This window comes from Oribacterium sp. KHPX15 (genome assembly GCF_900107835.1).
Taxonomy (GTDB): Bacteria; Bacillota; Clostridia; order Lachnospirales; family Lachnospiraceae; genus Oribacterium.
On the sequence record NZ_FNRG01000015.1, the window covers coordinates 50,731 to 63,003 of the forward strand.

The window sequence follows — 12,273 nt, forward strand, 5'->3', positions numbered from 1 at the left end:
GCATGGGAGCAACACTTATTGAAAAGATCATCAGACGTAATGTTCATGATGATAATGTTAAGGCCGGAGACATTGTCTTCGTAAAGCCGGATCGTGTTATGATACATGACATTTTTATTCCGTTCGTGGCGGATAAGTTTCACGAAATGGGATTTAAGAAGGTATGGGATCAGGATAAGGTGGTTATTATTTATGACCATATGGTGCCTGCCAGTCAGGTGGATGACACGAGACATTTCAGACGCGGTGACGAGTTTGCAAAGGAGCAGGGCATAGTGCATATTCACAGGGCCGACGGCATTTGCCATCAGCTTATGCCGGAGCTTCGTTATGCGACTCCCGGAGATGTGGTGTTTGGTACAGATTCGCATACAGTGACTTACGGTGGTGTCAGTGCATTTTCCACGGGAATAGGATATACAGAAATGGCGGGAATCCTGGGAACCGGCGAGCTTTGGATAAAGGTGCCGGAGACTATCAGGGTCAATGTTAACGGCAGGCTTCCCGATGGTGTGACCTCAAAGGATGTGATCCTTACCATCATAGGGGATCTCACTGCAGCGGGAGCCACCTATAAGTCCATGGAGTTTGCCGGGGATACTTTTGACGCTATGTCGGTATCGGAGAGACTTACCATGGCCAACATGACCATCGAAGCCGGTGCCAAGTGCGGACTTTTCTATGCGGATGAGAAGACTGCCGAGTTTTCCGGAGTGCCCTGCGATGAAGAGCATGGCTGTTTTAAGGACACAAATGACGGCGATTATGTGAAAGTCATGAATTATAAGGCCGAGGACTTCGTGCCGGTAGCGGCATGCCCTTCACAGGTAGATAAGATAAGACCTATTTCAGAGCTTAAGGATATAAAGATAGATCAGGTATTTATCGGTTCCTGTACAAACGGCCGTCTCGAAGATCTGAGAGCGGCAGCGGAGATACTTAAGGGCAGGCACGTGGCACCATATGTGAAGCTCATCGTGACACCGGCAAGCCGATCAATATATAATGCGGCTGTCCGGGATGGTATCATGAAGATATTTAATGATGCCGGTGCCATCATCATGAATCCGGGCTGCGGACTCTGTTGCGGACGTGCCGGAGGAATCCTCACAGATGGCGAGACTGTTGTTGCTACAAACAACAGAAATTTCCTGGGACGTATGGGAACCAACAAGGTTAATATCTATCTCGCATCACCTGTGACTGCGGCGCACAGCGCGGTTGCCGGATATGTGAGAAGTGTATGATATTTTTTAGAAATACATTGAAATAGGAATGATTCTGATATACTATTTATTTAGAAGGTGCTCGCCGTAGGCGGTTAGCCCTTAACTAAATTGTTACAAAAAATAACCGTTCAGTTGCTAGGCTGGGGCGGTTATTTTTTTGTTATCTTGTTAAACGAAAGTAAGCTATAGTCTGTTTTTAGACCATAGCTTTTTGGATGATGTTTGTTACTGAGAATGATGTGACAATTTTTACAACTTCAGCTGTTTTATGACTGAACAAAGATATGCCTCGGCTGAAGCCTCATCTTCAAACATTTCCGAATAAAATTGAGTGTAAATGAGTTTGTCTTTGTAGTCCTGGCATAGTGTCGGAGAAAAGACCGGTTCCGGTTCAGGAAGAAAAATGCCGAAAACCTTCTGGTAGCAGGTTTTTGCAGTGGCTTTCTTTCTGTGGCTGCGGTCCACAAATTCAGCAAGTGACTTGTGTATGGCTTTATCCTCCATGGGAAGGTAATAGTAGTCGCAGTAATTCGGGTAGAAGAATTTGAGTTCTCCCTCATAGAGATTTGCGCAGAGGTTTAGCTCAGAGCCCGTCAGATTAATGAACCAGTTATCCAGACTTATATCAAGAGGGACAGGGACAGAAATTGAAACGTGATCGTTATTTAGTTCCGATTTTGGTGCTTCAGAGGTTGTGATTGCATCAGAATTGTGGCTTGACATGCTCTTACAAGCCGGATTCAGGGAATATATTTCGTAGCAAAGACTCAAAACCCGTTTATTTTCAGTCGGATGCTTCACGACTTCCTGCGATTTCAAGGAAAAATTTCCTTTAAGTGCGTAAATATAATTCAATATGGGAAGCACATTGGGCATGTTTTCGACGTCTTCAAAGTTGTGGAGAAGGAGACATTCCAGCTTATCCTGAGAGTGGTCCTCCTGCCACTGGAAATAGACATTTATAAGGTCGCCGCCTGAAAACCGGTCTTCGCGGTATATCCCTAGAAATTTCTCACAGGTCTTAAGTTTCATATTCTCAAGTCCCAGCAGTTTCTTCAAAGGACGGATTTTTTTCAAAATGTCAAAGCTCTCAACATAATTAAAAGAGTAGGGAAGCCCATACTGTTCCACCATATGTGAAAGGAATGGGATATCAAAACCGTCTCCATTGAAGGAAATCAGCACTTTTTTTGAAGACAGAAGTGTGAAAAAGTTTTCGAGCACTGTGATTTCGTCGCTGACATCCTCGCAGAAATACTGGATAAGCTTCCAGCCCTCATCATAGGTAAGGAGACCAATGAGATAAAGCCCTGATTTCCATGAAGAAAGTCCGGTGGTTTCAATGTCAAAGAACATGATATCCTCCGCCGGAGCGATCAGTGACAAGTTAAATTCAGTTGTAAGTTCAATTGGTTTTTCTATTCGAAGCAAAGTAATCCTTTCTCTCAGCAAAACATTTTTCCTGACCGATAGACCGAGTCTAACACAGGATTAAACATTGGTCAAAAGGAGATATGGCATTTAGCAAACATTTGTGCTATCATACTGTATAAGTCCAATATCAGACGGCTGCGCGTCGTGAAATAAACCTGACAGACAGAACGGATAGTCTGATTTTACGACAGATATTGAGAAGCAGCGCGTTAGCGCGGATTCGAGGTACATGCCGGCATTGCAATAGCTTCAGAGAAGCAATGTGTGGGACGAATATTCGTGTATTTGTGGAGACATATATGATCAGTTTTATACATGGAGAATTGGCGGAGATCCAGGAAGGAATGATAGTTGTTGAGGCATCCGGGGTAGGATACGGAATCAGGGTGCCGGCCACAGTTATAGGAGCCCTTCCTTCCATAGGAGAAGAAGTTAAGATATATACATATTTTTCAGTAACCCAGAATGGTGTGGAGCTTTGCGGATTCCTGACACCGGAGGACAGGGAGATGTTTACAATGCTTCTGACAGTCAGCGGTGTGGGACCCAAGGGAGCCCTTGGCATCCTCAGTGCCATGTCGCCGGATGACCTTAGGATGGCTATAGTTACCGGAGACAGCAAGGCTATCTCAAGAGCACCGGGAGTAGGAAGTAAAACCGCCCAGAGGATAGTTCTGGATCTCAAGGATAAGCTGGATGCCTCAGAGGTTTTCAATACAGCTCTGGATCATGGTTCTTCAGGTAGCGGACAGGCATTTACCGGAGCGGCCATGGCGCACAGTGCACAAAGGGAAGCCGTGGAAGCACTTGTTGCTCTGGGATACTCTGAGACCGAGGCGAGTCGTGCGGTGAAGAAGGTTGAGATAAGCGGAGATATGACAGTGGATCAGATACTGAAGCTGGCGCTGAAGAATCTCAGTTTTCTATAAATTTGAAGGAAGTTAATTTAGATGGAACGTCGAATTATAAATACAGATGAAACAGTAGAAGACAGACAACTGGAGCCGAAGATCAGACCCCAGAAGCTGGATGATTACATAGGTCAGTCAAAGCTTAAGGAGATGATGAAGGTATACATCACGGCAGCGAAGAACCGTGGAGAGTCACTGGACCATTGCCTTTTTTACGGACCTCCGGGACTTGGAAAAACTACCATTTCCAACATTATAGCCAATGAACTCGGGGTGAACATAAAGGTTACTTCCGGACCGGCTATCGAGAAACCGGGTGAGATTGCGGCGATACTTAACGGACTTTCCGAAGGAGATGTACTCTTTGTGGATGAGATACACAGACTTAACCGTCAGGTGGAGGAGGTGCTTTATCCTGCCATGGAGGACTTTGCCATAGATATCATGCTTGGCAAGGATGCCACGGCGAGATCCATAAGACTTGACCTTCCGCACTTTACCCTTATCGGTGCAACCACAAGAGCAGGACTTCTGTCAGCGCCTCTCCGTGACCGTTTCGGCATCATCTCAAAGCTTGAGTTTTACAATAAAGATGAGCTCAAAAAAATCGTGCTGCGTTCAGCAAATGTTCTTAATGTTGAGATAGATGATGAGGGTGCCGAGCGTATAGCGCTGAGATCCAGAGGAACGCCGCGACTTGCCAACAGACTTTTAAAGAGAGTGAGAGACTTTGCAGATGTGAAGTACGGCGGAAAGATTACAAAGGAAGCTGCGGACATGGCACTGGATATACTGGACGTGGATAAGCTTGGTCTTGACCAGAACGACAGAACCTATCTTCTGACAATCATGGAAAAGTTTAACGGCGGACCTGTTGGTGTGGAGACCCTTGCGGCTGCTCTGGGCGAGGACAGCGGAACCATTGAGGACGTTTATGAGCCGTATCTTCTCATGAATGGTCTTATAAACAGAACTCCACGAGGCCGTGTTGCCACTGCCAATGCTTACAGGCATCTTGGACTGCCTCATCAGGAGACGCTTGATCTGTAAGATCGCCTTGCATTTTCTTTATTAAAACAGCATTTCCTCATATATCTCTGTTTTATTGGGCTTGTAATGTGGTACAATATACATGTATTCCGAGGTCGGGTGTGGCTTTCTACATTTGACAAAACCATCGGAGTGTAGTAATATTCGGTGTATTTTTCATATACCTATTATAGAAAGAACAGAGAGTAAATCCATGGCAGAAAAAAATACAGTAGAAGTCGTTATCGATGGAAAGATATATCAGCTTTCAGGCAATGCAACAGAAGGATACATGCATGAAGTAGCAAGTTATCTGAATCAGAAGGTTATTGATTTTAAAAAAATGGTTGCCAATTACAATAAGCTGGATGACAACTTAAAAGCATTACTTTTGGAAATTAATATATGTGACGATCTTTTCCACGAGCAGGATAAGACCAGAAAATTTGAAAGAGAAAAAGACGAAGCTGAGCGCGAGTGCTACAGTTTGAAGCATGATCTGGTAAATTATCAGATGAAGCTTGAGAATAATATAAAGGAACTTGCAGATACTCAGAAGCGTCTTGCGGAGCTTGAAGCAAAGCTTGCTGCCAGAGATGCGAGAGATAATGCTCTTACAGAGGATGAGAAGGTTACTTCCATCACAACAGGGGCAAGAAAAAAGAATTAATTATTAAATATGAAAATAATAAGAGATAAACGTGTAGAGCTGCTAGCACCGGCCGGTTCATTTAAATCGGTGGTGGCGGCGGTTAATGCAGGCGCCGATGCCATTTACATGGGCGGCAGGAAATTTGGCGCAAGAGCCTACGCGGATTCAGCAACAACCGAGGAGGAAGATATGGTAATGGAGGCCATCCGTTACTGTCATCTCTTCTCGGTAAAACTTTATATGACGGTAAACATACTCTTTAAGGATCATGAACTTAAAGAGCTTTTTTCATACTTAAAACCTTATTATGAAGCCGGAGTTGATGGGCTCATAATGCAGGATCTGGGTGCCGTTAAGAAGGTACATGAAATGTTTCCGGGTCTTGAAGTTCATGCCAGCACCCAGGAAACAATATCAAGTGTAGCAGGAGCCCGCATGGCGCAGAAATTCGGCATGACAAGAGCTGTGGTGAGCCGTGAATTAAGCCTCGGAGAGATAAAAAAGATTCATGATGAAACCGGAATGGAGCTTGAGGTTTTCTGCCATGGAGCCATGTGTTACAGCTTCTCAGGAGCTTGTTTTATGTCTTCTCTTCTTGGCGCAAGATCCGGGAACAGAGGTCGCTGCGCAGGGACCTGCCGTTTGTGTTACGAAAGCATCAGCCGCGGAGAGACTGCCGACGGGGCGAAAACATTGGCAAACCCGAAAAATGGAAAGACATCGGGAGAACTTCGGAAAAAGGGATATCTTCTCAGCATGAAAGACATGCAGACCATAGACCTTTTGCCTGACCTTATTAAGTCCGGGGCTTACAGCTTCAAGATTGAAGGACGTATGAAATCGCCGGTATATACGGCGGGGGTAGTCAGTGTCTACAGAAAGTATCTGGATCTGGCCATGAAATATCTGGATGGAGAGATAGAGTCTTACAGTGTGGATCCCGAAGACAAGAAGATACTCAGTGAGGTTTTCGACAGAGGCGGCACCACCAGCTATCTCAATAAGCATAACGGTGCGGATATGATTGCCATAGAGGAGAAGAAATTCCGTGAAATTGATAAAGCGGTTCTCGGTTACATCGAGAGTGAGTTTATAGACAAAAACCGCACGATACCTCTGGAAGCAGATATAGTAATGGAAACAGGAGGACCGGTGGTACTCACTCTGACAGATCAGGGTGGCAGGATGGTGACTGTGGTGTCTCAGGATAATGTTTCGGCAGCGGAAAAACGTCCCATGGTGGCGACAGATGTTGAAGAGAAGCTGCGAAAAACCGGCGGAACAGCGTTCAGATTTACGGACGTAAGGGTCAATATCAGTCCTGATGCGTTTTATCCGGTGGGAAAGCTTAATCAGTTAAGAAGAGAAGCACTGGAAAGGTACGAAGAGGAGATTTTAAGTGGTTCGAAGAGACAACTCGCGGAATGATAAAAAGAATACCGGGAAAAAGGGGTTATCTGCAGAAGCCTGGCACATGCCGGTCAGTGCCTCCGTTGAAACAGAGGCACAGCTTAAGGCTGTGATGGATATAAAAGCTGTCAGTAGAATTTATGTTGACGAAGCCTGCTTTGGGATTCCGGAGATAACCTCGGATAAAAAGGAATCAGGATCTAAGGCCGCAAATGAGAAGCGTGAGGCAGAAGCATTCGCGGCAATATTCAGAAGTATCAGGGCTTCCGGAAAAGAGTGCGGACTGAGGCTCAGACGCATTGAGAGGGAGACAGACCCTTTCCTTAATTCACGGGAACTTCTTGATAACTTAGTAAAACTTGAGGCAGCTCCTGATGCGGTTCTCATCAGAAGCTTTGACGAAGCAATGCTTCTTTCGGAATCGGAACCTTCAGAAAGCGGTAATAAAGGTTTAAATACTATAAAGAAGATTTTTGATTATACTTGTTACGGGTACAACACAGAGGCAGTTTCCATGCTTTTGGATCTGGGAGCGGAAGGTCTCACTTATCCCATAGAGCTTACCGGCAGAGAATGTATGGGGCTGAGAAAATCTCTCAAAGAGAATGAATCGGATGAGAGACTCAGGACAGTGCCCTATGAGGCGCTGGTTTACGGACATCTTCCTATGATGGTAAGTGCCAACTGTATACAGAGAACCTCTGACAGATGCGATCATCGTAACCGCATTCTTCGTTTGAGAGACAGAATGCAGAAGGATATGCCGGTTAGATGCTACTGCAAGTATTGCTACAACCAGATCTTTAATGCTGAGCCACTGGTTTTATATGATCTTGAGGGAGATATAAGAGCGCTTGATCCTGAGAGTGTACGGTATGATTTTTCCATAGAGTCGGAAAATGAAGTACGGAAGATTCTTTCCGGGGCAGTGCCCGTGGCGATGACGAGGGGGCATTTCCGTCACGGAATAGAGTGATCCGGTGTTAAGAGGTGTGCTTGCTTTTGATGTGCTTCCTTACAACTTAGGCAAGGGAACCTGCTTTACATACTCGAATTTAGTAGGGATTTAAATGGTAAATTTATATATTACAGCTACAAAATATATCCAGCTGTTTTTGATTGTTCTTTATACATATTGCAATTTCAGGTATCTTACGATACCTGACGAGGATGATGCGAATCCGCTGTGTTACTGGCAGTTTCGCATCATTCTGTTAGTTCATTTTCTGATGAATCTGACAGTATATCTGAAAACCGGAGAGATCAGTGCAGTGATCTTTTATCTGGTTCAGCTTCTGTTTTTCGCACTTTATGTCTTTATATCCACGCATATATACAGAAACATTAACCGCTTACTGCTGAACAATACAGTGTTTTTCATGGCTTATGGCCTCATCATGCTGGAGCGTCTCGACATGGGCAAATCCATAAAACAGTTTGTCATCATGGTGGGAGCGGCAGCATTGACGCTGGTCATACCTTATATCATCGACAAGGTATGGGATCTGGTGAGATGGAGATATGTATTTGCTGCATTGGGAATACTTATGCAGGGAATCGTCCTGATAATCGGTGCAACCAGCTATGGCGCTAAGATGTCTATTTCAATTGCCGGATTCACATTTCAGGCTTCAGAGATTGTAAAGATCACCTTTATTCTGGCAGTTTCGGGAATGCTTAGCTGTGCGGAAAGCTTCAAAGATATCGTATATACCTCCATCGTGGCGGGTTTGCATATGCTGGTTCTTGTATTATGTAAGGATCTTGGGTCTGCTCTCATTTTCTTTGTGGCTTACCTTGTTATCCTTTATATCGCAACCAATAACTGGCTGTATCTCGCCATCGGTAATATCGGCATGGGTCTTGCAGCGGTTTTTTCCTACTTTGCTTTCAGCCATGTACGAACAAGAGTTTTTGCCTGGATCGACCCCTGGGCTGATATCGACAATAAGGGTTATCAGATCACCCAGTCGCTTTTTGCTATAGGTACCGGTGGATTTGCGGGACTTGGACTTTACCAGGGACTTCCAAATAAGATTCCAATCGTTGAAAAGGACTTCATCATTTCCGCTATTTCTGAGGAAATGGGGGCAATAACGGCTATATGTATTACCCTGGTGTGCCTTGGGTGCTTCATGCAGATGATGGTCATAGCCACATATATGAGGGACAGTTTTTATAAGTACGTGGCTGTCGGGCTTGCTATCGAGTACATAGTGCAGGTGTTCCTTACCATAGGAGGCGCCATAAAGTTTATACCGTCTACAGGAGTTACACTTCCTTTCGTAAGCTACGGAGGATCTTCACTGGTTTCAGCCTTCATCGTTTTTGCAATTATTCAGGCCCTATACATTATCCAGGGCAATGAAGACGAATTCGATGAATATGAGATGGTGGAAGATGAGCCTGATTTTGGAGAGGAAGGCAGTTTTTATAATGAAAATCCGGTGTACGGAAATAATGTCAATGTGGAAGATCTGTGATGGATAATAACAAATCCCGTTCAAGGGAGAAAATTACAAATAAGAATATAGTGGGGTTCATCTATTTCTTTGCACTGCTGTTTTTTGCCATGATCGGTTACATGGTGTACTTCATAGGCTGGCGTTCGGATGAACTAATGGGTAATGCCTACAACCCCCGAATGGAGGTATTTGATAACCGTTTCGTAAGAGGTGCCATAATATCTTCCGACGGACAGGTTCTGGCACGAACAGAGGTGACGGATACCAGGAAAAATGAAGATGGTTCTGACAACCCTGATGGCAGTTACTCAGAGAAGAGAGAATATCCGCTGGGAAGAGTTTTTGCACAGACGGTGGGTTACTCAACCAAAGGGAAAACGGGTATAGAGTCTCTTGCCAATTTCTACCTCATGGAATCAAACTCCAACCCCGTGATTCAGGTGGCGAATGAGATAACAGAAACCAAAAGTCTTGGAGATAATGTGATCATAACCCTGGATGCGGGACTCCAAAAGGTGGCCTATGAGGCACTGGGTGAGTATAACGGTGCAGTTATAGCCGTGAATCCTAAAACAGGAGAGATACTTGCCATGGCTTCAAAGCCAAGCTTTGATCCAAACACCATAGTGGAGGACTGGGACAGAATAGTTAATGATGAGAACTCCGAGGCGCCACTTCTCAACAGATGCACTCAGGGACTCTATGCTCCGGGTTCAACCTTCAAGATCGTTATGGCTCTTGAGTATATAAGAGAGCATCCCAATGACTACAAAAACTTCTCTTTCAACTGTGACGGTGAGTACAGTGATGATGAGGATAAAGACTATGTGGTGCATTGCTACAGCGGTGAGGAACATGGGAAAGAGAATCTGCACGAAGCATTTGCCTACTCCTGCAATTCTGCCTTTGCAAAGATAGGCACCATGGTAAATAAAACGAAGCTTGCCAAAACAGCGGAAGAGCTTTTATTCAACCAGGATCTGCCTATAGCTCTTTCTTCAAAAAAGAGCAGATTTAATGTCACGGAGGACTCCGGTACCTGGACCATGATGCAGACCGCCATCGGGCAGGGTGAGACCATGATGAGTCCCCTTCATGAGGTGATTCTGGCATCAGCTATTGCAAACGGAGGTGTACTTACAGAACCGCAGGTTTTGAAACAAGTCCAGTCCGCTGAAGGAAATGTCATTAAGGTTTTTGAGGAAGGCGAAAAGTTACAGCTTATGACGGAAGAGGAGGCATCGATTCTTGGCTCTTTCATGCGCTCGGTTGTTACTGATGGAACAGCCTCAAAGCTTAGAGATGCGGACTATGCCGCGGCCGGAAAGACCGGCTCCGCAGAGGTAACTAAAAACGGTGAAACTATTACCAATGCCTGGTTCACCGGATTCGCCCCATACGATAACCCCGAGATCGCAGTCTGCGTAGTGGTAGAAGAAGGCGAGACCGGAGGACGCACCGCAGTACCGGTGGCAAAGAAGGTTTTCGATTACTGGATAAATGGAAGATGATGAAATAAGAAAGAATTACATAAATGAGGGAGATTCTCGCTGGTGAGAATCTCCCTCATTTTTCACTCTGATTGATCACTGTGAATAATACATCCACCTTTATAAAAGTATGTAGGTTTGTTGAAGTTTTTGTCTATTCGGTAATTGGATTATTATCAATCTCCGATTCCGGACATTTTTTTATAATTCTCAACTGTTTCCTTGATCCTCTGAGCAGGCTTTGTCAGTTTCGACATTGAACCACCCTTGTTCATGGTGTCTATAATGGCCGCTATATATCGCTCCATGTTGATGCTGAAATAGTATTCCTTGGCAAGCATTTCTTCTTTCTGATATACAAGGTTGGTGGTGAAGATCTTGTCAAAAACACCTTCTTCGTAAGCTTTATCAAACTTTTCAAATCCACGGGAGAAAAGTCCGAAGGTGGCAAAAATAATAATCCTCTTTGCGCCACGATCCTTTAGCTGCCGTGCAACATCAAGCATGCTTCCTCCGGAATCGATCATATCGTCTATTATGATGACATCCATTCCTTCAACGCTGCTTCCGCAGAAATCATGGGCAACGATTGGGTTGGAACCGTTCACGATAGTGGTATAATCACGTCTCTTATAAAACATGCCAATGTTTACACCGAACAGAGAAGCCAGAAACACAACTCTTTCCGTAGCACCTTCATCCGGAGCTATGAACATGAGGTGCTCACCATCTATCTTTAAATCTTCATACTCGGTAAAAAGTCCCTGTGTAAACTGAAGGGCAGGGGAAACATTCTCTATTCCTTTTAGTGGTACCACATTCTGCATTCTCGGATCATGAGCATCAAAGGTCACAATGTCATGAACCCCCATGGCTTCCAGTTCCTGAAGCATAACCGCACAGTCCAGGGATTCACGCATGGTTTTTCTGTGTTGCCTGCTTTCATACAGGAAAGGCATGATGACAGTTATTCTGGAAGCTTTTCCGTTGCAGGCTGCAATGATACGTTTCAGATCCTGATAGTTGTCATCCGGAGACATGCGATTCAGGCTTCCGTCCATTTTGTAAGTCAAAGAGTTGTTGCATACATCCACCATGATGTATATATCCTTATCTCTGACAGATTCCTTTATGATTCCCTTTCCTTCTCCGCTGTTAAATCTTGGACATTCACAGGGAATGAGAAAACTTTCACCACGCCAGCTTTCCAGTATCTTATCTACCTTCTGGCCTGATTTTATCGCTGATTCAAGTGCGATGATTCCAAGCTTATCTGCCATACGTCACCTCCCGGCATCTTTCATGCCGCTGTCTATTTTGTTTTCTGATTTCACGCACAATGCTCTGAGACTTATTTCACAGAGCTGATTCTTATTTTAATTGTATCATCCATATGGTTATTTTCAATGTGATTGATTGCATCGGACTAATCTAAAGTCGAACTTTAGATTAGTCGGAATCTGAACATTTTCTGTGTACTCGATAACAGATACAGGCACGCATTCCGGTTTATTTGGGATGTAATAGATAATCGTTGAAAATGTGACATCTCTTGACAAAGGGTATATAATGGCTCTGCTGTGGTGGTTGCCGCAGCAGAGCTGTTTTTGTTTTGGGAGAGTCTCTTCTATAGAAAAGAGCACTTCCTGCGAA

10 protein-coding genes are annotated in these 12,273 nt (G+C 44.6%); 8 read left to right on the forward strand and 2 right to left on the reverse strand.

Annotation, left to right across the window (positions count from 1 at the left end; all coding sequences use genetic code 11):
- Window positions 1-2: 2 nt before the first annotated feature.
- On the forward strand, window positions 3-1,247 hold the full coding sequence (locus tag BLV86_RS10245) for a 3-isopropylmalate dehydratase large subunit (protein WP_090816849.1): 1,245 nt from the start codon (window positions 3-5) through the stop codon (window positions 1,245-1,247).
- 231 nt (window positions 1,248-1,478) lie between these two features.
- On the opposite strand, the gene BLV86_RS10250 is transcribed toward BLV86_RS10245, so the two are convergent.
- Window positions 1,479-2,681: a ribonuclease H-like domain-containing protein gene (locus BLV86_RS10250; RefSeq protein WP_207647470.1), complete on the reverse strand. Its 1,203-nt coding sequence runs from the start codon at window positions 2,679-2,681 to the stop codon at window positions 1,479-1,481.
- 281 nt (window positions 2,682-2,962) lie between these two features.
- Between BLV86_RS10250 and ruvA the strand changes: the two genes are divergently transcribed.
- From ruvA to BLV86_RS10280, 7 genes are all read left to right on the forward strand, one after another.
- Window positions 2,963-3,592 (forward strand): Holliday junction branch migration protein RuvA, encoded by a 630-nt coding sequence (ruvA, locus tag BLV86_RS10255; protein ID WP_031555013.1) that lies wholly within the window; start codon window positions 2,963-2,965, stop codon window positions 3,590-3,592.
- 21 nt (window positions 3,593-3,613) lie between these two features.
- Window positions 3,614-4,624 (forward strand): Holliday junction branch migration DNA helicase RuvB, encoded by a 1,011-nt coding sequence (gene ruvB / locus BLV86_RS10260; RefSeq protein WP_031555015.1) that lies wholly within the window; start codon window positions 3,614-3,616, stop codon window positions 4,622-4,624.
- A 193-nt stretch (window positions 4,625-4,817) separates the two neighbouring features.
- Window positions 4,818-5,273 (forward strand): cell division protein ZapA, encoded by a 456-nt coding sequence (locus BLV86_RS10265; protein WP_090816855.1) that lies wholly within the window; start codon window positions 4,818-4,820, stop codon window positions 5,271-5,273.
- Window positions 5,274-5,282: 9 nt separating this feature from the next.
- Window positions 5,283-6,683 (forward strand): peptidase U32 family protein, encoded by a 1,401-nt coding sequence (locus BLV86_RS18285; protein WP_242873283.1) that lies wholly within the window; start codon window positions 5,283-5,285, stop codon window positions 6,681-6,683.
- Window positions 6,655-7,641: a hypothetical protein gene (locus BLV86_RS18290; RefSeq protein ID WP_242873284.1), complete on the forward strand. Its 987-nt coding sequence runs from the start codon at window positions 6,655-6,657 to the stop codon at window positions 7,639-7,641. Before BLV86_RS18285 ends, BLV86_RS18290 begins: the two co-directional genes overlap by 29 nt.
- Window positions 7,642-7,735: 94 nt before the next feature.
- Complete coding sequence (locus BLV86_RS10275; protein ID WP_044917289.1) at window positions 7,736-9,148, forward strand: FtsW/RodA/SpoVE family cell cycle protein; 1,413 nt, start codon at window positions 7,736-7,738, stop codon at window positions 9,146-9,148.
- The gene (locus tag BLV86_RS10280) at window positions 9,148-10,641 is read left to right on the forward strand and encodes a peptidoglycan D,D-transpeptidase FtsI family protein (RefSeq protein WP_031555021.1); all 1,494 of its coding nucleotides are present in this window, start codon (window positions 9,148-9,150) and stop codon (window positions 10,639-10,641) included. The genes BLV86_RS10275 and BLV86_RS10280 overlap by 1 nt, the downstream gene beginning before the upstream one ends.
- Before the next feature lie 155 nt (window positions 10,642-10,796).
- Here the strand turns inward: BLV86_RS10280 and BLV86_RS10285 are convergent, their stop codons facing one another.
- The gene (locus BLV86_RS10285) at window positions 10,797-11,900 is read right to left on the reverse strand and encodes a ribose-phosphate pyrophosphokinase (protein ID WP_090816858.1); all 1,104 of its coding nucleotides are present in this window, start codon (window positions 11,898-11,900) and stop codon (window positions 10,797-10,799) included.
- Window positions 11,901-12,273 lie beyond the last annotated feature (373 nt).

What these genes read in the sequence shown, in the direction of transcription:
- ruvB (WP_031555015.1), top strand. Translation starts at nt 3,614, where the DNA reads ATGGAACGTCGAATTATAAATACAGATGAAACAGTAGAAGACAGACAA.
- BLV86_RS18285 (WP_242873283.1), top strand. Translation starts at nt 5,283, where the DNA reads ATGAAAATAATAAGAGATAAACGTGTAGAGCTGCTAGCACCGGCCGGT.
- BLV86_RS10285 (WP_090816858.1), bottom strand. Translation starts at nt 11,900, where the DNA reads ATGGCAGATAAGCTTGGAATCATCGCACTTGAATCAGCGATAAAATCA.
- BLV86_RS10245 (WP_090816849.1), top strand. Translation starts at nt 3, where the DNA reads ATGGGAGCAACACTTATTGAAAAGATCATCAGACGTAATGTTCATGAT.
- BLV86_RS10265 (WP_090816855.1), top strand. Translation starts at nt 4,818, where the DNA reads ATGGCAGAAAAAAATACAGTAGAAGTCGTTATCGATGGAAAGATATAT.
- BLV86_RS10275 (WP_044917289.1), top strand. Translation starts at nt 7,736, where the DNA reads ATGGTAAATTTATATATTACAGCTACAAAATATATCCAGCTGTTTTTG.
- ruvA (WP_031555013.1), top strand. Translation starts at nt 2,963, where the DNA reads ATGATCAGTTTTATACATGGAGAATTGGCGGAGATCCAGGAAGGAATG.
- BLV86_RS10280 (WP_031555021.1), top strand. Translation starts at nt 9,148, where the DNA reads ATGGATAATAACAAATCCCGTTCAAGGGAGAAAATTACAAATAAGAAT.